The organism is Actinomadura logoneensis (assembly GCF_003428695.1).
Taxonomy (GTDB): Bacteria; Actinomycetota; Actinomycetes; order Streptosporangiales; family Streptosporangiaceae; genus Spirillospora; species Spirillospora logoneensis.
The window spans coordinates 1-22,408 of the sequence record NZ_QURH01000026.1 but is presented as its reverse complement, the minus strand read 5'-3'; the positions used below and the strand labels follow the sequence as shown (position 1 = coordinate 22,408).

The following is a 22,408-nucleotide window of genomic DNA, read 5'->3' as shown; positions in this document are numbered from 1 at the left end:
GCCCGAGGGGCGGGCGGACGGGTCGCCCGAGGGCGGCCGGAGGACGGGCGGGGGCGCTCACTAGGCTCGGCGGGCATGAGCGGCGATTACGCGTACTGGGAGACGGTCCCGACCCGGTGGAACGACAACGACGTGTACGGGCACGTGAACAACGTCGTCCACTACATGCTCATGGACACCGTGATCAACCAGTGGATGATCCGGACGGCCGGGTTCGACCCGCTGGGCGGTGAGGCGATCGCGATGTGCGTGGAGTCGCACTGCGTGTACAAGGCCGAGGTGTCCTTCCCCGACACGATCCGGATGGGGCTGCGGATCGGGCGGCTCGGCCGGTCGAGCGTCCGCTGGGAGATCGGGATGTACCGGTCGGACGGGACGCTCGTCGCCGAGGGGCACTTCGTGCACGTCTTCGTGGGCCGGGAGAGCCGCCGTCCGCGGGAGATCACCGGGGCCGTCCGCGCCGAGATGGAGAAGCTCGTGGCCGCCTGACGGCCGACGGCCGACGGGCGACGGCCGACGGGCTTTCCGTTTCCGGTGGGACGGCGGAGTTTTCCCTGACCTTCCGCCAGGTAGGCCCGGATCATGACTGAGTACAGGGTGGTGTACGGACCGGCCGAGAAGCCGGTCACCGAGACCGTGGACGCCGACCAGATCGTGGAGGAGGGCGGCGTCGTGACCTTCTTCAAGGACGACGACGCCGTCCTGCGCGTCCAGAAGGCCAACATCCACAACCTGCCGGACCTCCCGGTCGAGAGCTGACGGCCGGGAGGCCCGGACGGGCCGCTGCTCCTCGGCGTCCGCTACTCCTCGGCGTCCGCGGTGTTGAGCAGCGAGCGGCGGCGGCCGTAGCCGAAGTAGACCAGGCAGCCGAGCGCGAACCAGACCGCGAACCGCACCCACGTCTGCCACTGCAGGAACGTGATCAGCCAGATCGAGAAGCCGATCCCGACCAGCGGGACGACCGGCATCAGCGGCGTCCGGAACTGGCGGGGCAGGTCGGGCCGCCGGTAGCGGAGCACGATCACGGCCGCGCAGACCACGATGAACGCCAGCAGGATGCCGATGTTGGTGAGCTCGGCGGCCTCGGCGATCGGGAAGAACCCGGCGATCAGCGCCGAGCCGCCGCCGAGGATCCAGGTGATCCGGGTCGGGACGTGCCGGGTCGGGTGGGTGCGGGCGAACCAGCCGGGCAGCAGGCCGTCCCGGCTCATCGCGAACCACACCCGCGTCGCGCCCATCATGAAGGTGAACAGGACGGTCAGGATGCCGACGATCGCGCCGACCGCGATGACCATGCCGAGGCCGTTCATCCCGACGGACTTGAACGCCGAGGAGAACGCGGCGGTCGGGTTGATCTCGGTGTAGGGGACCATGCCGGTCAGCACCAGGCAGGCCGCCACGTAGAGCACCATCGAGACCGCCAGCGACAGCAGGATCGCCTTCGGCATGTGCCGCTGCGCGTCCTTGGACTCCTCCGCCGCCGTGCTCATCGCGTCGTAGCCGAACACGGCGAAGAAGACGGTCGCGGCGCCGGTGAACGCGCCGCCCCAGCCGTGCGGGAAGAACGGCGAGTAGTTGCCGGTGTCGATCTTGAAGACGCCGACCGCGATGACCAGCAGGACGATGCCGACCTTCAGGTAGACCAGCGCGGACTCGAACCGCGCCGCGTTCTTCATGCCGAGGTTCAGCACGTAGGCGATGAGCAGGCAGAGCAGCGCCGCGAACAGGTTGATCTTGTAGCTGCCCGCGGCCACCCCGTGCGGCTCGGTGCCGGGCGCGCCCATCATCCAGTCCGGCAGGTGGACGTCCAGGAAGCCGAGCAGGTCGTTGAAGTACCCCGATATCCCGATCGCGACGACGGCGACGATCGCGGTGTACTCCAGCAGCAGGTCCCAGCCGATCGCCCACCCCGTGAACTCGCCGAGCACCGCGTACCCGTAGGTGTAGGCGGAACCGGCGCGCGGGATCAGCCCGGCGAACTCGGCGTAGGACAGCGCGGCGGCGGCGCTGGCGATCCCGGCGACCAGGAAGGAGATCAGGACGGCCGGCCCGGCGTCCTCATGCGCGACGGCCCCGGCGAGGGAGAAGATCCCGGCGCCGATGATGCCGCCGATGCCGATGGCGGTGAGCTGCCAGAGGCCGAGCGTCCGGGTCAGCGCGGGCCCGCCGCCCGCCCCGCCGCCCTCGTCGTCGATGCGGTCGATGGGTTTGCGTCGGGTCAGATCGCCGAACAGCGTCATGGCCGTCGCCCTCCTCCGCGGCATCCCCGCACGGGCAAGGGGGCACCGCGATCGTCACACTTCCCTATCTGCTGTGGACAATCCCCAATTACCGTCCGCTCATCCGCCCCGAAGATCACGAACCGGTGACCGGCCCCCCCGCCCGCGTGGGGGGTCAGGACGAGACGGCGACCGGGCGGGCGAAGGTGAGCGGGTCGTCGAGGTGGTCGACGATGAAGGCGGCCAGGTCGGCGCGGGACGTGCGGTTGCCGACCCGCTCGGTCGCGCCGATCGAGACGCGCGGCCGGCCCGTCCCCGGACGGTCGGTCAGCCCCGTGGGGCGGACGGCCGTCCAGACCAGCCCGGAGGCGGCGAGCCGCGCCTCCATCCGCTCCATGTCGGCATAGGCGTGCCGCATGACCCGGTAGAGGGCGCGGGCCGCGAGGCGGGTGCCGGGCCCGGCGTCCGCCGGGGCGGCGAGCCCGGCGGACGAGACCACGACGAGCCGTGCGCCCTCCGGCAGCGCCGCGATGATCGCCGCGGTGCCCGCGGAGTAGAGGTCGGTGGGGCCGCGTCCGCGGGAGCCGAGCGCGGAGATCACGGCGTCGTGGCCGGTCAGGGCCTCGCGGAGGGTGTCGGGGTCGGTGACGTCCGCGGCCCGGACGGTCAGCCGGGGGTGCTCGATGCCGAGGGCTTCGGGACGGCGGGCGACGGCGGTGACGGAGTGCCCGGCGGCGAGGGCGCGCTCCACGACGAGGCGTCCGGTGCGTCCGGTGGCGGCGACGACGGCGACGGAGGGCATGGGGGGATCCTCGGGTTCGTTCGGGCCGGGTCAGGCGGCGGGCCGGTCGGCGGGCTGGTCGGCGGGCTTGCTGGCGGGCTGGAACCTGAAGGAGATGGCCTCCATCAGCGGCTTGCGCTTGGTGTTCTGGAACGCCGCGACCTTCCACGCGCCGTCCGCCCCGCGGACCAGCGTGTACGTCTGGATCTTGTCGAGCTTGGCGGGCCGGTCGCCCTTGTGGGTCGCGCCGCGGGTGACGACCAGGGCGCTGTCCGGACCGGTCATGTGGGTCGCGCCGCGGGTGACGACCAGGGCGCTGTCCGGACCGGTCATCCGGATGCTCTGCGTCTCGGAGGCCAGCTTGGTGCCCTTCACGAAGCTGTCGAACAGCACCTGGTGGGCGTGCCCGATCTCGTCCGCGCCCTGGTAGAGGGTGCCGACGTAGGTGATGTAGGTGGCGTCGGCGGTGAACTCGGCCCCGTAGGCGGCGCCGTCCCCGGCGTTCCAGGCGGCGGTGAGGCGGTCGAGGACGGCGGTGATGGCGGTGGCGTCGGCGCTGGTGACGGTGCCGGCGGTGGTGCTGGTGGCGGCGGTGGCGTTCATCCCGAATCTCCTTCTTTGTTGCAGTTGCTTCTTTGATGAAGTCTCTGCGTTGAGGAAGACATTAGGTCGGACGTCCGCGCCTGTCAACCCCCGGCCTTTCCGGCGGTCCGCGACGCCGCGCCCCGGTCCCGGACTCCGCCACGCCGGGGAGGTGCGGCGCCGGGGCGCGCGCGGGTGTCAGGCTCCGCTCTGAGGGACCTGGCGCCATGAGGGGGTGCACGTGAACGCGCGGTCGTTCGACTACGACTTCTGGAGGGGCGAGCCGGCGGCGTGGGCGGACAAGGGCGTCCACTGGCACTGCCATCTGTGGCGGGCGACCGCCGACCAGTACCGGAACGACGCCGAACGGCGTGACCCGGCCTCCGACCTGGCCCCGCTGGTCGTCCAGGAGTGGCTGCGGAAGCCCGCGCGGTTCGTCGACCACGTCGCCCGGACGCCCGAGGAGGGCGTCGCCTGGCTGTCCCGCCAGTGGGACGGGCTGAAGGCGAAGGTCGCCGGCGCGCAGGACCCTCCGGACGGGACCCGCCTCGGCCGGGCGCTCTACGAGCTGCGGCTCGGACAGGGCGTCACGTGGGGCTTCTGGACGCTCGACTCGTCCCACTACATCGGCCTGTACCTGGTGGTCGCCGCGCAGGACTGCCACTGACCCGCTTCGCGCGCGATCCGGGCCCTGAACAGGCGTGACGGGCCTCGCTCGCGGTGAGTGAGGCCCGTCGGGGGAGAGATCGACTGGAAGCGGCCGGGCGCGGATCGTCGCCGGGTCGGCCGGGTCGGCCCGAGGGTCAGCCGGGGGACTGCTCGCGGGGGCGCGTCCGGGCTCGGCCGGGAAGTTCGACCAGGCGGACGCAGAGCATGGCGAGCACGAATCCGACCAGGCCGTAGGCGATCGCGCGGGTGGGTTCGATGCCGCCGTGCGGGTTGGCCAGGCCGTCCAGCAGGGCGGGGAAGAACGAGGTGGCCGGCACGCCCAGGGCCGGCACGGCGGCGATCGCCAGGAGGGCGCAGGCGCGGCGGCCCTCCCGGCTCCGTGCCAGTGCCGCGACCACCATGAGGGCGGCCACCGACATCCCCGCCAGCCGGAGCCGGTCCAAGGCGATGAAGTAGTGCGTGAACGACAGGGGGACCGTGTCGTCGTCCCCTCCCGGAGACAGGTACCTGATCAGCAGGTCGCTGCCCGGGAACGAGAGGACCGCGGCGAGGACCGCCGCCGAGACCGCCGCGATCACGACGCGGGCCCGTCCGGCGAGGCGGGCGCCGTACAGGGGCCCCGGGGAGGCGATGAGGGACGCGGTGGCCAGCAGCGCGACGCCCAGCGGCGCCCTCGCCATGGAGCCCGACAGGGAACCGAGGGCACCGGTCCCGGAGAAGGTCTCGTGGACCGCCAGGATGATCCGGACGCCGGTGACCGCGCAGGCGGCCCGGGCGGCGAGGTCGCGTCGGCCGCGCCAGGCCAGGACGGCGATGGCGGCCCAGGCCAGCCAGTACGCGATGCCGAAGTGGACGACCGGCTCCAGGAGCACCGCTTTTCGTTCGGCGCCGTCCTGGGACAACGCGATGTACGACATGTCGATGACGTACTGCGCGCCGTCGGCCAGCAGTTGGAGCAGCGCGAGGAACCCGGTGAGGGCGAGGGCCGCGGGCCACGCGGACGGTCCGTCACCGCTGCGGGCGGGCCGCAGCCGGATCCGGATCGCACCCGCCAGCAGGTCGGCGATCTCCGCCGGGGTCGGACGCGTCTGGCCGGGACGCGCGGTCGACAGCAGGAGGTCCAGCATCTCCCGCTCGTGGGCGGCGCGGTGGTCGGCCGGGTACCAGGCCAGCAGGCGGCGGTAGCGGTCTTCGAGTGTGCTCAACACGGTTCCCCTGACGGACGTCCGGCGGGCGGCGGGGCGAAGAGGGCGGAGGAGGCCGAGCGGAGGGCGGCGGCGGTGGCGCCGAGGTTCGGGCGCGCGGCCAGCCGGCGGGCCGCGACCTCGGTGCGGCGGCGCAGCGCCTCGACCTCGGCGGCGAGCGCGGCGGCGCCGTCCTCGGTGAGGCGGTAGTAGCGGCGGAGCCGGCCGTCCACGACCTCCTCGCGGTCGGCGGCGATCAGGTTCTCGGCCTGCAGCCGGTCGAGCGCGGCGTACAGGGTTCCGGCGCGCATCCGGGTCCGCCCGGCGGAGATGCGCTCGACGTCGGCGATGATCCCGTAGCCGTGCTGGGCGCCCTCGGCCAGCGCGGTGAGGATCAGGAAGGTCGGTTCCTGCATGGCCCTACTCATGCCGTCTGTATATACCGATGATCTGTCTATGCGCAATCCCCTCCGCCTGCCGCGAGGTAGCGTTCACCTTCATCAAGTGCAATGCACTGGAGGTAGCGGTATTGCATTCTTATCAGAGACGTTGCAACGATTTCATGGGCTTGAGCTGGCACTATAGAAGTATCTTGCAATGCTGAGCTTGCAGAGACTGGAAAGGCAACGTAGCGTTTGCGTTGTTGGAAACAGCGGGCGGCGCGGAGCCGCCACACCCCCCAGGAGCGCACGATGCAGAAGTTCGACACCACCGCCCCGATCGCCGCCGTCCTGAACGTCCCCGCCGGGCGCGTCCGGATCATCGCCGCCGACGGCCCCGAGACCACCGTGACGGTCCTGCCCGCGAACGACTCCAAGGGCCGCGACGTGAAGGCGGCGGAGCAGACCACGGTCGGGTTCGCCGACGGCGTCCTGCGGATCGAGACCCCGGCGAAGAACCAGAACTTCGGCTCCACCGGCTCCGTCGAGGTGACCGTCCAGCTCCCCGCCGGGTCGCGGATCGAGGCGAAGACGGAGGCCGCCGAGCTCAGCGCCACCGGACGGCTCGGCGACGTCTCCTTCGAGGGCGCGTACCGCGTCGTCAAGCTGGAGGACGTCGCGGAACTGCGCCTCAAGGCCGTGGACGGCGACGTGGAGGTCGGCCGTCTCGGCGGCTCCGCCGAGATCAGCACCTCGCGGGGCGACATCCGCATCGCCGAGGCCGTGGCCGGCAAGGTCGTGCTGGAGACCGGCTCGGGCGACATCTCGGTCGGCGTCGCCGCCGGGGTCCCGGCCTCCCTGGACGCGGGCACCTCCAACGGCCGCGTCACCAACGCCCTGAAGAACGACGGCACCGCCGTGGTGGAGATCCACGCGACGACCCCGAACGGCGACATCGCGGCCCGCAGCCTCTGAGCGCGCGCGGCGTGAACGCCCGGCCGGCCCGCGGCGACCGAGACCCCTCGGTCGCCGCTTCGGTCGTCCGCCCCTGACGTCCCCGACGCGTGGCCGCATTGATCAAGGCTGTAGTTTCCGGACGTGAGCGACGACCTGCGCCCGGACGTCCTCCGGCAGGGGAGCGGCACGCTCCTCCTCAGCCGCCCCGTCTGGCCGGACGGTGCCGCACGGCCCCCGGCTGGATGCCGGAGGCCGCGCGTGTTGCGTCAGGCCGGAGAGGCGATGGCGATGTGCGGACGGCCGGTGAGCGGGTGCGGGCCTATGTGGGCGCGCACACCGAACACCTCGGCGATGAACTCGGGTGTGAGGACGTCGTTCGGACGGTCCGCGGTGCGCGTCGCGAGGTTCACCACGACCAGGAACACCGCGCCGAGCAGCGTCGCGACGGGCAGCACGCGCCGGTGGCCCGCGCCGACCGCGAACCGGAGGCGGCGGCGAGGAACAGCCCTCGCCCGAACCGCGGCACCGCCGCCCCCAGAGTGGTCCTGCCCCCACCCTAAGATCAACTCCCTCCGTCCCGCCCCCCGCGTTCCGAGACCGCTCCGGTCCCGTCGGACACGCCTGGCAGGGTGGCCCTCATGACGACGCTGACGCTGAACGAGATCGAGAAGGCCCTGCGGGCGACCTGGGCGGCCGACACCTGCTCACCGGACGACGTGGAGCGCGCCCCCTGGACGCCCGCCAATCCCGCCTGGGGGCACTGCGACATCACGTCCCTGGTCGTGCACGACTTCTTCGGCGGACGCCTCGTCCGGGGCGAGGTCTTCACGGCGGGCGGCGAGCCGGTCTGCATGCACTGGTGGAACCTGCTGGACAGCGGCGTCGAACTCGACCTGACCCTCGACCAGTTCCGCGACGGCCAGCGCGTCGTCAGACGCGAGACGGTCGAGCGGCCACTCCCTTACCCGCGCTTCCGAAAGGACGAGTACATCCTCCTCCGCGACCGCATGGCCACCCACCTCGGCCACTACCCCCGGCAGAACTGACCTCGCGGCCCTTCTGGTCGCCGCGCGGGTCAGGGGGTGGGGACGTGTTCGAGGATGAGGCGTTCGAAGGCGGCGGCGAAGGAGCGGTACTGGGCGCGGAGGGCGGGGCCGGGCCAGGCGGGCGGGAGGAGGTCGTCGGGGAGCAGCGGGTCGTTCAGGAGGTGGCGCAGGACGGCGGCGGAGAGGGTGAACTGCTCGGCGAACGTGCCGGACGCGTCGAGGGCGTCGAGGAGGTCGCGGGCGGTTCCGGCCCAGGCCGGGAGGTCCCAGAGGGCGGCGGCGAGGTCGGCGGGGGGCTGCTCGGGGCGGCCGGTGAGGAAGACGCACTGGTCCTCGACGATGGCCGGGCGGGGACGGGTGAGGTTCGCCGGACGCAGCCAGGTGCCCTCGCGGATCTCGGCCAGGCGCAGTTCGGACATGGCCTGGCGCAGGGCCGCGCGGGCGGCGGCCGGGCGGCGCTCGGCGGTGACGACGGCGATCTCCCAGGTGCCGTCCCAGGGGCGGGTGCGGGGCTCGCGGGACTCGTCCTGGCGGCGCTGGCGGGACAGCAGGCGGTCGGTCAGGGCGTACGCGCCGTCCTCCTGGACGAGGTCGCCGGACGCGACCATGCGGGAGAGCGCCACCCGCACGGTGCCCTCGGCGATGCCGAACCGCTCGCCGACGCGCACGAGGTAGCGCGCCGGGAGGCGGGGCGGGTGCACGCCGAGCAGCGTGCTGAGCACGACGGAGCGGGCGGTGAGGGGACGCAGTCCCAGGTGGTTCGACATCCTGGGCCGGACCCTACCGTGATTACGGACTTCCAACGTGTGCAGGCGGGTTGTAATGTCCGGTCCGGCGCCGGATCCGGGGCGCCCGCCTCGTACGCTGCGAGGGGTCACCGAACGACGCTCGGAGTGTGGTGCGCCATGACGTCCTCCCCGTCCGCCGCCTCTTCGCCCGGCCGGCCCGGGCCCGCCTCACCCCGCACGACGCCGCCGCCCGGCGCGGCCACGCCCGAACTCGCCGAGGGCGGCGCGGTGGTCGCGCTCGCCTCGCTGGCCGGGTTCGAGGGCTGCTTCGGCTGCGGCACCGACGCCGAGAACGGGCTGCGGATACGGCACGGCGGAGTGGTCGACGGCGTCATGACGTGCGAGTTCACCGTCCGGAAAGAGCACCAGGGAGCCCCCGGCTTCTGCCACGGTGGGGTCCTGGCCACCGCGATGGACGAGGCGCTCGGCGGGGCCGCCTGGCTGCTCGGCAACCGCTATGTCACCGGGCGGCTCGAAACCGACTACCTCGCGCCGGTCCCGGTCGGCGCGGACGTCCACCTGCGCGCCTGGTGCACGGGTGTGGACGGGCGCAAGGCGTTCGTGGAGGGTGAGGCACGGACGGGCGGTCCGGACGGGCCGGTCGCCGTCCGCGCCGCAGGCGTGTTCATCGAGGTTCCGCAGGAGCATTTCGTCCCGCAGGGGAGCTGATCGACATGAGTGTCCGGGTGGAGCGTGACGGGCCCGTCACGACCGTGGTGCTGTCCCGGCCCGAGGTCCGCAATGCGGTGGACGGCCCCACGGCCGCCGAGCTGGCCGCGGCGTTCCGGGCGTTCGACGCCGACGACGAGGCGTCCGTGGCCGTCCTGTGGGGCGAGGGCGGGACGTTCTGCGCGGGCGCCGACCTCAGGGGGATGGTCGAGGGCCGCGCGAACCGCGTCGCGCCGGACGGCGACGGCCCGATGGGCCCGACCCGCATGACGCTGAGCAAGCCGGTCATCGCCGCCGTCGCCGGGCACGCCGTCGCGGGCGGCCTGGAGCTGGCGCTCTGGTGCGACCTGCGGGTCGTCGAGGAGGACGCCGTGTTCGGCGTGTACTGCCGCCGGTGGGGCGTGCCGCTGATCGACGGCGGGACGTTCCGGCTGCCCCGGCTGGTCGGGACGTCCCGCGCGATGGACATGATCCTGACCGGCCGCCCGGTGGACGCGCGGGAGGCGTTCGACATCGGGCTCGCGAACCGGCTCGTCCCGTCCGGGACGTCGCGGGCGGCGGCCGAGGAGCTGGCCTCCGCGCTGGCCTGCCTGCCGCAGGCGGCCCTGCGCGGCGACCGGCTGGCGCTGCTGGAGGGCGAGGGCCGGCCCGAGCACGAGGCGGTCGCCGTCGAGTACCGGCACGGCACCGGGTCCCTGGAGGGGGCGCTCGCGGGTGCCGCGCGGTTCGCCGCCGGACACGGGCGGCACGGGAGCTTCTCCGACATCTAGCATCAAGATCGACATCGCACGGACGGCGGGGCCCGGCTCCCGCGGTTCCGCGCCGGGCCTTCCCCCCGAGGAGCGAGATGACACCCACGGTAGACGAGGCCGGCAGGGCCCTCGCGACCCCGGCCGCGTACGCCGACGAGGCGCGCCTGCACGAGGCGCTCGCGGTGCTGCGCCGCGAGTCGCCCGTCCACCTGGTCGAGCAGGACGGCTACAACCCGTTCTGGGCGGTCACCCGGCACGCCGACGTGCTGGAGGTCGAGCGCCGCCACGACCTGTTCCGGAACGCGCCGCGCCCCGTGCTCGGCACCGCCGAGTTCGACCGGATGAACAACGCCCGCATCGCCCAGGGCGCCGCGATGCGCACGCTCGTCCACATGGACGACCCCGACCACCGGGTGATCCGCGCGATCGGCGCGGACTGGTTCCGGCCGAAGGCGATGCGCGCCCTCGAACCGCGCGTGCGCGAGCTCGCCCGCCGGTACGTGGACCGGCTCGCCGACCTCGGCGGACGCTGCGACTTCGTCCAGGAGGTCGCGGTCCACTTCCCGCTGTACGTGATCCTGTCGCTGCTCGGCCTGCCCGAGTCGGACTTCGACCGGATGCTGCGGCTCACCCAGGAGCTGTTCGGCGGCGACGACGAGGAGATGCAGCGCGGCACGACGCCCGAGGAGAAGCTCGCCGTGGTGCTCGACTTCTTCGCCTACTTCCAGGAGCTCACCGCCGCGCGCCGCGCGCACCCCACCGACGACCTCGCCTCGGCGATCGCGAACGCGCGCGTGGACGGCGAGCCGCTGAGCGACACCGACACCGGGTCCTACTACGTGATCATCGCGACGGCGGGGCACGACACCACCTCGTCCACGATCGCGGGCGGGTTGCACGCCCTGGTCACCCACCCCGACCAGCTCGACCGGCTGCGCGCCGACCTGTCGCTGATGCCGCTCGCGGTGGACGAGATGATCCGCTGGGTCACCCCGGTGAAGGCGTTCATGCGGACGGCGGCGGCCGACCACGAGCTGCGCGGCGTGACGATCCGCCGGGGCGACTCGCTGCTGCTGGCCTACCCGAGCGCGAACCGGGACGAGGACGTCTTCGCCGACCCGTTCCGGTTCGACGTCGGCCGCGACCCCAACAAGCACCTGGCGTTCGGGTTCGGCGTGCACTACTGCCTCGGCGCGGCGCTCGCCCGGATCGAGGTCCGCGCGTTCTTCGAGGAGCTGCTGCCGCGCCTGCGGTCGGTCGAGCCGGACGGCGAGCCCACCGGCATCGCCACCACGTTCGTCGGCGGCCTCAAGCGCCTCCCGATCCGCTACACCCTGGAGGGCTGACCCGGTCATGGTCGCCGCGACGGCGGCGGTGCTGCGCGCCCGCGACGCGCCGTACCTGCTGGAACCGCTGGAACTGGCCGATCCGGGGCCGGGCGAGGTGCTCGTCCGGATCGCGGGCGCCGGCATGTGCCACACCGACCTGCTCGGCCGCGCCCCCGGCCGCGACGGTGGTGCGCACGGCCGCGACGGTGGAGGGGATCGGGTGCCGAAGCCGGTGGTGCTCGGGCACGAGGGGGCCGGGGTCGTGGAGGCGGTCGGTCCGGGGGAGGGCGGCGGGCTCGCCGTCGGCGACCACGTGGTCCTGTCGTACGACTCCTGCGGGCTGTGCGGGAACTGCCGCGACGGACGGCCCGCCTACTGCGCCCGGATGGCCCTCCTCAACATGGCCGCCGTGGTTCCGGACGGCCGTCCGCGCGCTTTCGACCAGGCCGGATCGCCCGTCCACAACCGGTGGTTCGGGCAGTCGTCGTTCGCGACGCACGCGCTCGCGACCGTCCGGAACGCGGTGAAGGTCGATCCGGACCTCCCGATCGAGCTGCTGGGGCCGCTCGGCTGCGGGATCCAGACGGGCGCGGGCTCGGTGCTGCTGGCGTTCCCGGTCCGTCCCGGGGAGTCCATCGCGGTGTTCGGCGCGGGCGCGGTCGGGCTGTCCGCCGTGATGGCCGCGCGGCTCGTCGGCGCGGACCCGGTCGTGGCCGTCGACCTGCACGCCTCGCGCCGCGAACTGGCCCTCGACCTCGGCGCGGCGCACGCCCTGGACGGCGCCGACCCCGACCTCCCCGCACGGCTCCGGGCCCTGGTTCCGGACGGCTTCCACTACGCGCTCGACACGACCGCGCGACCGTCCGTCGTCGCGACCGCCGTCGCCGCGCTGCGCACCACCGGCGTCTGCGGTCTCGTCGGCGTGGGCGGGCAGGAATACCGCCTCGATCCCACCCACATGCTGATGGGCCGGACGGTTCGGGGCATCATCGAGGGCGACGCCGTTCCGCAGACGTTCGTCCCGCGGATGATCGATCTGTGGCGGCGCGGCCTGCTGCCCTTCGACCGCCTGATCCGGACCTACCCGCTCGCCGACATCGCCCGCGCCGAGGCGGACACGATGTCCGGCACGACCGTCAAGCCCGTCCTGCTGCCGTAGGCGGCGGGCCGTCCCTCCAAGCCCCCGCAAACCCCGCAAACCCCGCAAGCCCCGCGAGCTCCGCCCGTCCGTCCCCGCCCTGCCCCGCCCCCCGCACTTCCCGCTCCGTGACGTCCGTCGAACCCCCGAGGTGGACATGAGCACCGAAGACCGCGCCCTCGCCCTCGTTCTCGGCCACGACCTCCCCCGACCGGGCGAACTCGCCGCCCTCTTCCGGGAGCTGCCGCCCGTCGCCCCCGCCCGCCTCACCGGCCTGTGGCGCGGCGGGGTGTTCGACCCGGAGGACCGGATGGCCCGCCTGCTCGCCCGGCTGCGCTGGTACGGCAAGCGGTTCACCGACCCGGAGGACGTCGACCCGCTGGTCTGCCGCACCGACGACGGCGGCCTCTACACCTACGACGGGATGGGCTCGGCGCGGCTGCGCGAGGTCGTCTACGAGGGCGTCCCGTCCGCCGCGATGGTCTACGACGGGCGGCCCATCATCGACCACTTCCGCCTGGTCGCCGACGACGTCCTCATGGGCGCGATGGACGCCAAGGGCGAGGCGTCGGTGCTCTACTTCCACCTCACCCGCGAGCCCGAGGAGCCCTGACCGTCCGGCCGGACGCGCTGCCCCGACCGCGCTGCCCGGACCCGCTACCGGACGCGGTGGAGGAGTTCGCCGCCCGCCTCCAGGCGGCGGACGTTCTCCATCGCGACCTCGAAGTAGCGGTCCCACGTCTCGTGCGTGAGCCACGCGACGTGCGGCATCACCACCACGTCGGCGCGCCCGAGCAGCGGGTTCGCGGCGTCCACGGGCTCCTGCTCGAAGACGTCCAGGCCCGCCCCGGCGAGGTGGCCGGAGTCGAGCGCGGCCACGAGGGCGCGCTCGTCGATGACCGCGCCCCGGGCCGTGTTCACCACGACCGCGCCGGGCCGGAGCAGCGCGAGCCGGTCGCGGTCCAGCAGGTGGTGCGTCTCGGCGGTCAGCGGAACGTGCACGGACACGATGTCGCTGGCGCGCAGCAGGTCGTCCAGCGGACGCCAGGCCGGGTCGTCCGGGCGCGGCGTCCGCGAGGTGTACAGGACGGTCGCGCCGATCGCGGTGAGCATCCGGCGCAGCAGCGTCGCGATCTCGCCGCCGCCGAGCAGCCCGACGGTCCGCCCGGCGATCTCGCCGCCGGTCAGCGCCGGGTCGGCGGGCCAGCCGCGGCCCGCGCGGGTGTGCGCGTCGAACGCGACGACCCGGCGGAGCGCCGCGAGCATGAGCAGCAGGGCGGTCTCGGCGACGGCCTGCGCGTTGCGGCCGGGCATGTTCGCGACGGCGATGCCGCGCTCCGCCGCCGCGTCCAGGTCGATCGTGTTGACGCCCGTCCCGAGCTTCTGGACGAGCCGGAGCCGCGGCGCGCGGTCGAAGTCGGCGGCCGTCAGCGGACGCAGCACGTGCCAGATGACCTCGGCGTCCGGGAGCAGTTCGGCGAACCGCGCCTCGTCCTGCTCCGAGCAGCTCACCACGTCCCAGCCCGCCCGCTCGAACTCCCGGTCGTAGTGCAGCACGATCCGCACCGCCGCCCCCTCCTGATCGCGTCACCCGGTCCGACGGTTATCTTGCCGAGAGACGGGACGTTTCCGCCGGTCGGGGTCCCGCGTGAGGTCGGGAGGTCGGTATGGGCGGAGCGATCTGGGCCGGACGGCGTCCGGTCGTGCTGGCGCCGATGGCGGGCGGCGCGGGCCGTCCGGAACTCGTCGCGGCCGTCGTCGAGGCCGGTGGCCTGGGCTTCCTCCCGGCCGGGTACAAGACGGCCGGGCAGATGCGCGCCGACATCGAGGCCACGCGGGCGCTGACGGACGGCCCGCTCGGCGTGAACCTGTTCCTGCCGTCCCGCGACGAGGTCGACGACGCCGCCGTGGCCGCCTACCGGGACCGGCTCGCCGCCGAGGCGTCCCGGCTGGGCGTCGAGCCCGGCACCCCGAAGGCCCGCGACGACGACTACGACGCCAAGGTCGCCGACCTGCTCGCCGACCCGCCGGAACTGGTCAGCTTCACCTTCGGCGACCCGGGACGGGACGTCGTCGGCGCGTTCCGGCAGGCGGGCGTCACCACCGTCGTGACCGTGACGACGCCGGACGAGGCGCGGCGGGCCGTCGGGTCCGGCCCGGACGCGCTCTGCGTCCAGGGCGCCGAGGCGGGCGCGCACCGGGGGTCGTTCACCAACACCACCGAGGGCGCGCTGCCGCTGCGCGAGCTGCTGCCCGCCGTCCGCGCGATCACCGGCCTCCCGCTGGTCGCCGCCGGCGGCGTCGCCACGGCCCGGGACGTCGCCGGGCTGCTGGAGCTCGGCGCGGTCGCCGTCCAGGTCGGGACGCTGTTCCTGCGCTGCCCGGAGAGCGGGGCGACGGACGTCGCCAAGGCCGCCCTCGCCGATCCGCGGTTCACCGAGACGGCCGTGACCAGGGCGTTCAGCGGACGTCCCGCGCGCGGCCTGGTCAACCGCTTCCTCGCCGAGCACTCGGACGCGGCCCCCGCCGCCTACCCCGACGTGCACTACGTCACCGCGCCGCTGCGCCGCGCCGCGGCCGAGCGCGGCGACGCGGACACCGTCAACCTCTGGGCGGGTACGGCGTTCCGCAGCGCCACCGAGAGCCCCGCCGCCGAGATCGTCGACCGCCTCACCCCGCGCTGACGCACCTCACGCCGCCTCGTCCGCCGCGCCGTCCCGTCCCGGTCCGCCGGGCCGGGCCGCGACTCGTCGGCCGTGCCGGTCGAAGGTTCGGAGGCGGGCGGGGCCAGAGGCGTGCGGAGGGGGACAAACCCAGTGAAGCGCCGCTAGGTTGTGCCCATCGGGGATCTAACGGGGAGGTTGCCGGGTGGGGACCGGTGTTTCCGCTGCCTTCGGGCGGCTCGCCGCGGGCGTGGGCTGCGCGGCTCTGCTGGCAGGACTGGGCGGTTGCAAGGTGGCCGGGGCGTCCGGCTCGTCGGGGGACGGCGGCGGGGCGCACGGGCCGGAACGGGGCGGTGGCGCCGACGGGACGCGGGTCGATCCGGCGGCCTGGGCGAAATGGGGGCTCACACCGATGCGCCCGGCGCCCGCGCCGCCCGCAGACAAGCCGATCAAACTCTCCCGGAAGGGACCGGCGAAGGTCTTCAGCGCCGTCCCGACCAAGGAGAAGATCGTCTTCATCACCATCGACGACGGCGCCGAGAAGGACCCGAAGTTCGTCGAGATGGCCCGTGAGCTGCGCGTCCCGTTCTCCATGTTCCTCATGGACGACGCGGTCCGCACGAACTACGGGTACTTCAAGCCGCTGCAGGCGCTCGGCAACCACATCCAGAACCACACGCTGAACCACCCGGTCATGCGCAGCCTCGGGCCGGAGGGCCAGAAGCGGCAGATCTGCGGGGACCAGTCGATCCTGGAACGGCAGTACGCGACCAAGCCGTTCCTGTTCCGGCCGCCGTACGGCGCGTACAACCTGGCCACCCAGGAGGCCGCGGCGGCGTGCGGCATCCACGGCATCGCGCTGTGGCACGAGTCCATGCAGATCCACGACATGCAGTACGACGACCCGGCGAAGAAGCTGCATCCGGGCGACATCGTCCTCGCCCACTTCCGCGGCCCGAAGGAGCTCAAGGGCTCCACCATGACCCAGATGTTCGCGGCCATGCTCAAGAAGATCCACAAGCAGGGCTTCGCCGTCGCCCGCCTGGAGGACTACGTCCGGCCTCCCGCCTGACCCGCGCCTCCGCCTCCGGGCGTTCCGCCGTGTGAACGTGCCCGCGGTGCCTCGCCCGAGCGTTCGTGACCGCCCGGCCCGGTGGGACACCGGGCCGGGCGGACGGAGAGGCGTCGGACGAGAGGGAGGGACGGGCGTCAGGCGGGGATGTGGTCGGTCTCGCGCGCCCAGTTGCGGTGCGCGCCGACGGCCTCGCGGACGCCCGAGACCAGCCCGGCCGCGTCGTCGGCGACGACCAGCGCCGGGTCGTCGCGGTCGAAGGCGATCCCGGCGCGCTCCAGCACCGCGCGGCCCTCGGCGTGCGCGGCGACCGCCTTGCAGTGCTTGAACGCCTCGGCGACGAAGTGCACCGCGTCGCCGTCCATGCTGAGCGTCCGCGCGTTCTCCGGGCCGCCCGGCACGACGACCGCGTCGTACACGACGGACGCGACGGTCTTGAGCTGCCGCGTCACCTCGATCCGGCCGCCGTTGGCGGACTGCAGCACGCCGTCGTGCGCCGCCAGGATCTCCACGATGGCGCCCTCGCCGGTCAGCCCCTCGCCGAGGGCCGCGACCGCGCTGGAGTCCACGCCGTCCGCGGCGAGGACCGCGATCTTGCGTCCCTTCACCGAGCCGAACTTGGTGTTGGCCTGGCTGAGCGCGGGCGAGGACCGGCCGTGGTTGGGCGTGGCGGGCGACTCGGGCGCCTGGACGCCGACGCCCTTGGCGACCTGGACGGCCAGGTCGTGGTCCACGTGGTTGAGGTGTTCGACGACGCCCTTGCGGATCTCCTTGTGCTCGACCTTGCCCAGCTCGAACCGGAAGGCCGAGACGATGTGCCCCTTCTCCCAGTCGGACATGCTGTTCCAGAACAGCGTCGCCTGGCCGTAGTGGTCGGCGAAGCTCTCCGCGCGCTTGCGGATCTTGCGGCCCTCGACCCGCTCGGGGAAGTGCGTGAACGCGCCCTCGGTCGCGATCGCCGGGCAGCCGCCCGACAGCGTGTTCTTGTGGTAGGCGGCGCGGCCCTGGTGGATCGCGGTCTGGTGGTAGCCGTCGCGGTGGTGGTTGCGGACGGGCACCGCCGGCCGGTTCACCGGAAGCTGCGTGAAGTTCGGGCCGCCGAGCCGGATGAGCTGCGTGTCGAGGTAGGAGAACAGCCGGGCCTGGAGCAGCGGGTCGTCGCTGAAGTCGATGCCCGGCACGACGTTGCCGATGTGGAAGGCGACCTGCTCGGTCTCGGCGAAGAAGTTCTCCGGGTTCCGGTCGAGCACCATCCTGCCGACCGGGCGGACCGGGACCTCCTCCTCCGGAATGATCTTGGTCGGGTCGAGCAGGTCGAAGTCGAACCGGTCGGCCTCGTCCTCCGGCACGAGCTGGACGCCCAGCTCGTACTCGGGGAAGTTGCCGGCCTCGATGTTGTCCCACAGGTCGCGCCGGTTGAAGTCGGGGTCCTTGCCCGCGATCTTCTGCGTCTCGTCCCAGTCCAGCGAGTGGATGCCGAGCACCGGCTTCCAGTGGAACTTCACGAACGTGCTGCGTCCGGCCGCGTTGACCAGCCGGAACGTGTGGACGCCGAACCCCTCCATCATCGCGAAGCTGCGCGGGATCGCCCGGTCCGACATCAGCCACATCATCATGTGCATCGTCTCGGGCTGGAGCTGGACGAAGTCCCACAGCGTGTCGTGCGCCGACTGCGCCTGCGGGATCTCGTTGTGCGGCTCCGGCTTCACTGCGTGGACGAAGTCGGGGAACTTGATCCCGTCCTGGATGAAGAAGACCGGCATGTTGTTGCCGACCAGGTCGAAGTTGCCCTGCTCGGTGTAGAACTTGGTCGCGAACCCCCGGACGTCCCGGACGGTGTCCGCCGAGCCGCGCGACCCCGCCACCGTCGAGAACCGGACGAACACGTCGGTCTCCACCGACGGGTCGCACAGGAACCGCGCCACCGTGTACTCCGCCAGCCAGCCGTCGTAGGGCCGGAACCGCCCGTACGCCCCGGCCCCGCGCGCGTGGACGACGCGCTCCGGGATCCGCTCGTGGTCGAAGTGGGTGATCTTCTCGCGGAAGTGGAAGTCCTCGAGCAGTGTCGGGCCCCGTTCGCCCACCGTCAGGGAGTTGTCGGTGTCGTCCACCTCGATCCCCTGGTCGGTGGTGAGGTTCGCGTCGTCCGGGGCCACCCGCGCCGCGTCCAGGTCACGGTGCTTGTCGGCTTCCCGCCGCGACTGCCTGTCGATGGACATCTCGCCTCCTTCGTGAGCCTCTCTCTTCCCCACCTCCCCACTTCAGCTGCGCTGACCCTCCTGAATGGCTCAGCAGAGTCCGGGTAGGGGACCTGGAGATCCGATATCGGGGAGGAGATTGGTCATGCCGAACCCACAGAGTCCCCAAGTCCGCCGTTCGGAGCGGACGGCGACGACCGAGCAGCCCGCTCCCGAGGCGACCGATCCGAAGAAGAGCCGGTCGCCGGGGCACGCGCACGGCACCGACCGCGGGAACAAGGGCGGCGGCAAGGGCGGCGGTGTGCCGCCGGACCAGCAGCCGCCGCATCCCGACTGAGCCGCGGCCGAGTACCCGCCGGGCTCCGGCCGCGAGTCCCGGTCGTGTCCCGGCCGGGCTCCGGCCGCGAGCGCCGGTCGATCTCCCGGCGGGGCGGGCGCCACACCCTGCACCCTCTGCACCGTGATACCCGTCCTGCCGGGCTTGCCGCGCGGGTCCGCCTCCGGGCGGGCCCGCGTTTTCCGTCCGCCGAGAAGGGGAGATTGTCCCCATTGGCGGGAGGGGCTGGATGCAGGGTCAGGGATGGGTTCAGCTCGGTGAGCTGCTGCTGGCGCTGGTGCTGTCGGCGGCGATCGGACTCGAAAGGGGCCTGCGCAACAAGAGCGCGGGCCTGCGCACGCACACCCTCGTCGGGGTCGGCGCGGCGCTGTTCATGCTGGTCAGCAAGTACGGATTCCAGGACACGCCGGGACCGCACGTGTCGCTCGACCCGTCCCGGGTGGCGGCGCAGATCGTCTCCGGCATCGGCTTCATCGGCGGCGGGCTGATCTTCGTCCGGCGGGACGCGGTGCGCGGTCTCACCACGGCCGCCGTCGTCTGGGTGACCGCCGCCGTCGGCATGGCGGCGGGCGGCGGCCTGTGGCTGCTCGCGGTCGCCGTCACCGTCGGGCACTACGTGGTGGTCCTCGGACTGAACGCGGTGGTCCGCTGGCTGCCGCTGCAGCGCTTCGCCCGGCATCCCGGACGCGTCCGGGTGCGCCTGGTCTACCGGGACGGGCGCGGCGTCCTGCGGCGCGTCCTCATGGAGTGCACCGGGCGCGGCTTCGCCGTCGAGGAGGCCGCCGTGGACCGCGAGTACCTGGACGACGACGAGACCGACGTCGGGCGCGACGAGCGGCGCGGCCGGGACGAGCACGAGCACGAGCACCACCGCACGGCCGCCGTCACCCTCATGCTGGACGGCTCGGGCGACGTCCACGAACTCACCGCGGCGCTCTCGGAGCTGACGGACGTCCTCGCCGTCTCGGCGGGCGGCCACCACGACGACCGCGACTGACCCGCGCCGCGCGTCGCCGTGACCGACCCGGCCCCGCGCCGTGACCGACCCGGCTCCGCGCCGGGATCGACCCGGCTCCGCGCCGGGATCGACCCGGCTCCGCGCCCGTGACCGACTCGGCTCCGCGCCCGTGACCGACTCGGCTCCGCGCCCGTGACCGACTCGGCTCCGCGCCCGTGACCGACTCGGCTCCGCGCCCGTGACCGACTCGGCTCCGCGCCCGTGACCGATCCGGCTCCGCGCCCGTGACCGACTCGGCTCCGCGCCCGGGACCGATCCGGCCGGTCGCCTACCCGGACCCGAGTCGGCCCCCGGCCGGATGACCGGGGGCCGCATCGATGTGTGGGCCGGGAGGGCGCGGGGGTGTCAGCCGCGGGCCTTCCTGATCGCGTCGCGGGCCCGGTCCGCCACGGCCGCCATCGGGCCGAGCACCATGTTCTTCGTCGCGGACTCGACGCCCTGGTGGGGATGGGTGGGGGCGACCGCCTCGGCGGCCCGGACCGCCGTCGCCATGCCGCGCAGCTGCTCGGCGGACGCGGCGGCGGCGAGGTGGGGGAACTCGTCGGACTCCTCGTGCCGGGCGTGCTCCTCGACCTCCTTGCGGAGGCGGGAGAACAAGGCGTCGAACTCGGGGTCGTCCACGCCCGTCTTCTCCAGCCGCTCCAGCACCCCCTTCGCCTCGTTCTCCTCCTTGAGGCGGGCGTCCACGACCTTCTCGCCGTCGCGCAGCTCGCGCCGGGCGAACGGGTGGACGATCTCCTCCTCGGCCGTCTCGTGCACCGCGAGCAGATGGCGCAGCCGGCCGAACGCCTCCTCGCGCTCCTTGCCGCTCGTCCGCTCGACCTCGGCGAACAGTCGGCGGATCTCCTCGTGCTGCCGGAGCAGCAGTTCCACGACCTGCTCGGCCATGGGGGCCTCCCTGGTTCTCGAATCCGTCGGACTCGGGAACCGGTACCCCGCGGTGGCGGGGCAACCGTCCGCGGGGTTTCGGATATCCCACACGCGCGGGGGCGGGACGAGGTGGCCGGAAATGGCGAAAGGCCCGTGCATGACGCCTCGTCGCGGACGGCCGACGAGAGGTGCCATGCTTGCGGACCCTTCGGGTTCACCATAGACCGGCCCCCGCCGCGCGGTAAAGGGCCGGTCACCCATGGTGAAACGGGGGTGCGGGGTGGAGGCGGGGTCAGTGCGCGTCGTACGTCGAGGTGTTGCGGATGGTGACGTTGATGCGGTTCCACGCGTTGATGGCCGCGATCGCCATGACGAGGTGCGCGAGGTCCTCCTCGGAGTAGTGGTCGGCGGCGTCGTCCCAGACCGCGTCCGGGACGGCGTCGGGGGTGTCGGCGATGCGGGTGGCGTACTCGGCCAGGTTGAGCGCGGCGCGCTCCTCGGGGGTGAACCGCGTGGATTCTCGCCAGGCGGCCACCGACCAGATGCGCCGGTCGCTCTCGCCCCGCTTCTTCAGGTCGGCGGCGTGCATGTCCACGCAGAACGAGCAGCCGTTGATCTGGCTGACGCGCAGCCGGACCAGGTCGAGCGTGACCGCCGGGACGCCGCTGCGGCCGAGCGCGCCCTCCAGCGCGAGCATCGCCTTGTAGGCGTCGGCGGCGGTGGTCCGGAGGTTGGGGAGGCGCTGTTCCATCGCGCGTTCCTTTCCTGGATGCTTCGCATCCAGATTCATGTCCGCGAAGGGCGGGCCGGGTGGCCGGTCATGATCAGTTGAGTTCGTACCAGTCGCGGATGCGCTCGCCGAGCGTCGGCGAGGTGCGGTCGGTCCGCTCCCGGATGTCGGCGAGGGTCTGCGCGGCCAGCGCGCGCCGCCAGGCGAACTCGGCGGTGCGCATGGCCGTCCGGACGGTGCAGGGCCGCGTGAAGGCGCTCTCGGGCTGGTTCTCGCCCAGGCCCCGGCGGCGGATCTCGGCGCACTGGAACGCCTCGTCCGGGCCCTCGATCGCGGTCACCACGTCCATCAGGGTGATCTTCTCCAGCGGCCGGACGAGCCGGAACCCGCCGCGCGCGCCCGGCGTGGACGCGAGGATCCCGGCGCGCGCGAGCGCCTGGAGCTGCTTGTTCAGGTACGGCGGCGGAAGGTCGTAGCCCGCCGCGAGCCGCGTCGTCGAGACCGGCTCGCCCGTCCCCAGCCAGTCGAGCAGGAGGCAGACGTGCACCGCCCACTCGACGCCCTCGTTCATCCGCACAATCAGGATGCTACATATCCAGGTTCCCCCGCGCAACGCTCGGCCGACCCGTGTCCGTTCCGGTCTGTTCTGTTCCGTTGCAGGCCGGTTTCGAGTCTCCTGGGCGGTCCGGCGGACGCTCGTCGGCGGGGCGCGGACGACCGGCGGAGCATAGGGATTGCCCTACGCCCGTCCCGTACCCATTGTCCTGGTCCGGACGGAACCCTCAGGCTTCAGAGAGACCGGGGCTCCCACCCCGCCGTCGGGTGTGCTCCACCCCGCCAAGGACGCGACGCGTCACCCCGCCAAGGGCGCGGCGCGTCCGGAGCCGACCGCGACGGTGCGGTCCCCTCGGTACCGCCATGACCGAGGGGGCCGCCGTGGCGGGCCCGTGAGCTCCCGCCGGCCGGTGAGTCCGGCCGACCCGGCCCCCTCACCCCCGGTCGGCCGCCGTTCCCCCGCCGGCGGCCG

General features: G+C 73.2%; 26 protein-coding genes. 14 read left to right on the top strand and 12 right to left on the bottom strand.

The features are described from left to right. The first annotated feature begins 75 nt into the window (after positions 1 to 75). Positions 76 to 489 carry an acyl-CoA thioesterase gene (locus DZF91_RS01510; protein WP_117355723.1) on the top strand — a complete coding sequence of 138 codons (414 nt, stop codon included), beginning with the start codon at positions 76 to 78 and terminating at the stop codon, positions 487 to 489. 93 nt (positions 490 to 582) lie between these two features. Beyond that, positions 583 to 759: a hypothetical protein gene (locus DZF91_RS39295; protein WP_158587821.1), complete on the top strand. Its 177-nt coding sequence runs from the start codon at positions 583 to 585 to the stop codon at positions 757 to 759. Positions 760 to 800: 41 nt separating this feature from the next. Here the strand turns inward: DZF91_RS39295 and DZF91_RS01505 are convergent, their stop codons facing one another. From DZF91_RS01505 to DZF91_RS01495, 3 genes are all read right to left on the bottom strand, one after another. Further along, complete coding sequence (locus DZF91_RS01505) at positions 801 to 2,240, bottom strand: amino acid permease (RefSeq protein ID WP_117355722.1); 1,440 nt, start codon at positions 2,238 to 2,240, stop codon at positions 801 to 803. A 154-nt stretch (positions 2,241 to 2,394) separates the two neighbouring features. After that, positions 2,395 to 3,021 carry an NAD(P)-dependent oxidoreductase gene (locus tag DZF91_RS01500; RefSeq protein WP_117355721.1) on the bottom strand — a complete coding sequence of 209 codons (627 nt, stop codon included), beginning with the start codon at positions 3,019 to 3,021 and terminating at the stop codon, positions 2,395 to 2,397. Positions 3,022 to 3,051: 30 nt separating this feature from the next. Beyond that, entirely contained in the window at positions 3,052 to 3,603 is a 552-nt protein-coding gene (locus tag DZF91_RS01495) for an SgcJ/EcaC family oxidoreductase (RefSeq protein ID WP_117355720.1), read from the bottom strand. A gap of 220 nt (positions 3,604 to 3,823) precedes the next feature. Here DZF91_RS01495 and DZF91_RS01490 point away from each other — a divergent pair, with 220 nt between their 5' ends. Next, a complete protein-coding gene (locus tag DZF91_RS01490; RefSeq protein ID WP_147340935.1) occupies positions 3,824 to 4,249 on the top strand; it encodes a hypothetical protein in 426 nt (141 codons plus the stop codon). A 136-nt stretch (positions 4,250 to 4,385) separates the two neighbouring features. On the opposite strand, the gene DZF91_RS01485 is transcribed toward DZF91_RS01490, so the two are convergent. Together DZF91_RS01485 and DZF91_RS01480 are read right to left on the bottom strand one after the other, a co-directional pair. After that, positions 4,386 to 5,456: a hypothetical protein gene (locus DZF91_RS01485; RefSeq protein ID WP_117355718.1), complete on the bottom strand. Its 1,071-nt coding sequence runs from the start codon at positions 5,454 to 5,456 to the stop codon at positions 4,386 to 4,388. Further along, positions 5,453 to 5,851 carry a PadR family transcriptional regulator gene (locus tag DZF91_RS01480; RefSeq protein ID WP_117355717.1) on the bottom strand — a complete coding sequence of 133 codons (399 nt, stop codon included), beginning with the start codon at positions 5,849 to 5,851 and terminating at the stop codon, positions 5,453 to 5,455. The genes DZF91_RS01485 and DZF91_RS01480 overlap by 4 nt, the downstream gene beginning before the upstream one ends. A 276-nt stretch (positions 5,852 to 6,127) precedes the next feature. Between DZF91_RS01480 and DZF91_RS01475 the strand changes: the two genes are divergently transcribed. Beyond that, a complete protein-coding gene (locus DZF91_RS01475) occupies positions 6,128 to 6,790 on the top strand; it encodes a DUF4097 family beta strand repeat-containing protein (protein WP_117355716.1) in 663 nt (220 codons plus the stop codon). A gap of 248 nt (positions 6,791 to 7,038) precedes the next feature. Here DZF91_RS01475 and DZF91_RS01470 read toward each other — a convergent pair whose 3' ends face one another. Further along, positions 7,039 to 7,227 (bottom strand): hypothetical protein, encoded by a 189-nt coding sequence (locus tag DZF91_RS01470; RefSeq protein ID WP_199486338.1) that lies wholly within the window; start codon positions 7,225 to 7,227, stop codon positions 7,039 to 7,041. 183 nt (positions 7,228 to 7,410) lie between these two features. Here DZF91_RS01470 and DZF91_RS01465 point away from each other — a divergent pair, with 183 nt between their 5' ends. Continuing rightward, positions 7,411 to 7,818, top strand: a complete 408-nt coding sequence (locus DZF91_RS01465; RefSeq protein WP_117355715.1) for a YunG family protein — start codon at positions 7,411 to 7,413, stop codon at positions 7,816 to 7,818. Positions 7,819 to 7,847: 29 nt separating this feature from the next. Here the strand turns inward: DZF91_RS01465 and DZF91_RS01460 are convergent, their stop codons facing one another. Further along, entirely contained in the window at positions 7,848 to 8,585 is a 738-nt protein-coding gene (locus tag DZF91_RS01460; RefSeq protein ID WP_117355714.1) for a PaaX family transcriptional regulator C-terminal domain-containing protein, read from the bottom strand. 138 nt (positions 8,586 to 8,723) lie between these two features. Between DZF91_RS01460 and DZF91_RS01455 the strand changes: the two genes are divergently transcribed. From DZF91_RS01455 to DZF91_RS01435, 5 genes are all read left to right on the top strand, one after another. Beyond that, complete coding sequence (locus DZF91_RS01455; RefSeq protein ID WP_117355713.1) at positions 8,724 to 9,275, top strand: PaaI family thioesterase; 552 nt, start codon at positions 8,724 to 8,726, stop codon at positions 9,273 to 9,275. A gap of 5 nt (positions 9,276 to 9,280) precedes the next feature. Beyond that, positions 9,281 to 10,045: a crotonase/enoyl-CoA hydratase family protein gene (locus tag DZF91_RS01450; RefSeq protein WP_117355712.1), complete on the top strand. Its 765-nt coding sequence runs from the start codon at positions 9,281 to 9,283 to the stop codon at positions 10,043 to 10,045. 77 nt (positions 10,046 to 10,122) lie between these two features. Beyond that, on the top strand, positions 10,123 to 11,373 hold the full coding sequence (locus tag DZF91_RS01445; protein ID WP_117355711.1) for a cytochrome P450: 1,251 nt from the start codon (positions 10,123 to 10,125) through the stop codon (positions 11,371 to 11,373). A gap of 7 nt (positions 11,374 to 11,380) precedes the next feature. After that, positions 11,381 to 12,514 (top strand): NAD(P)-dependent alcohol dehydrogenase, encoded by a 1,134-nt coding sequence (locus DZF91_RS01440; protein ID WP_117355710.1) that lies wholly within the window; start codon positions 11,381 to 11,383, stop codon positions 12,512 to 12,514. A gap of 136 nt (positions 12,515 to 12,650) precedes the next feature. Then, the gene (locus DZF91_RS01435) at positions 12,651 to 13,106 is read left to right on the top strand and encodes a DUF4334 domain-containing protein (RefSeq protein WP_117355709.1); all 456 of its coding nucleotides are present in this window, start codon (positions 12,651 to 12,653) and stop codon (positions 13,104 to 13,106) included. 44 nt (positions 13,107 to 13,150) lie between these two features. On the opposite strand, the gene DZF91_RS01430 is transcribed toward DZF91_RS01435, so the two are convergent. Continuing rightward, a complete protein-coding gene (locus DZF91_RS01430; RefSeq protein ID WP_117355708.1) occupies positions 13,151 to 14,059 on the bottom strand; it encodes an NAD(P)-dependent oxidoreductase in 909 nt (302 codons plus the stop codon). Positions 14,060 to 14,160: 101 nt separating this feature from the next. On the opposite strand from DZF91_RS01430, the gene DZF91_RS01425 reads away from it, so the two are divergent. Continuing rightward, positions 14,161 to 15,177 carry a nitronate monooxygenase gene (locus DZF91_RS01425; protein WP_117355707.1) on the top strand — a complete coding sequence of 339 codons (1,017 nt, stop codon included), beginning with the start codon at positions 14,161 to 14,163 and terminating at the stop codon, positions 15,175 to 15,177. A gap of 184 nt (positions 15,178 to 15,361) precedes the next feature. Next, positions 15,362 to 16,228, top strand: a complete 867-nt coding sequence (locus DZF91_RS01420) for a polysaccharide deacetylase family protein (RefSeq protein WP_199486335.1) — start codon at positions 15,362 to 15,364, stop codon at positions 16,226 to 16,228. A 137-nt stretch (positions 16,229 to 16,365) separates the two neighbouring features. Here the strand turns inward: DZF91_RS01420 and DZF91_RS01415 are convergent, their stop codons facing one another. Continuing rightward, the gene (locus DZF91_RS01415) at positions 16,366 to 18,447 is read right to left on the bottom strand and encodes a catalase (protein WP_117355706.1); all 2,082 of its coding nucleotides are present in this window, start codon (positions 18,445 to 18,447) and stop codon (positions 16,366 to 16,368) included. A gap of 124 nt (positions 18,448 to 18,571) precedes the next feature. On the opposite strand from DZF91_RS01415, the gene DZF91_RS01410 reads away from it, so the two are divergent. After that, positions 18,572 to 18,763, top strand: coding sequence for a hypothetical protein (locus DZF91_RS01410; RefSeq protein ID WP_117355705.1), 192 nt, complete (start codon positions 18,572 to 18,574; stop codon positions 18,761 to 18,763). Positions 18,764 to 18,992: 229 nt separating this feature from the next. Continuing rightward, positions 18,993 to 19,760 (top strand): MgtC/SapB family protein, encoded by a 768-nt coding sequence (locus DZF91_RS01405; RefSeq protein ID WP_117355704.1) that lies wholly within the window; start codon positions 18,993 to 18,995, stop codon positions 19,758 to 19,760. Between the two features lie 366 nt (positions 19,761 to 20,126). Here DZF91_RS01405 and DZF91_RS01400 read toward each other — a convergent pair whose 3' ends face one another. The 3 genes from DZF91_RS01400 to DZF91_RS01390 form a co-directional block, all read right to left on the bottom strand. Next, a complete protein-coding gene (locus DZF91_RS01400; protein ID WP_117355703.1) occupies positions 20,127 to 20,669 on the bottom strand; it encodes a hemerythrin domain-containing protein in 543 nt (180 codons plus the stop codon). Between the two features lie 274 nt (positions 20,670 to 20,943). Next, positions 20,944 to 21,402 carry a carboxymuconolactone decarboxylase family protein gene (locus DZF91_RS01395; RefSeq protein ID WP_117355702.1) on the bottom strand — a complete coding sequence of 153 codons (459 nt, stop codon included), beginning with the start codon at positions 21,400 to 21,402 and terminating at the stop codon, positions 20,944 to 20,946. A gap of 73 nt (positions 21,403 to 21,475) precedes the next feature. Continuing rightward, on the bottom strand, positions 21,476 to 21,952 hold the full coding sequence (locus tag DZF91_RS01390; protein WP_199486337.1) for an RrF2 family transcriptional regulator: 477 nt from the start codon (positions 21,950 to 21,952) through the stop codon (positions 21,476 to 21,478). Between the last annotated feature and the right edge of the window lie 456 nt (positions 21,953 to 22,408).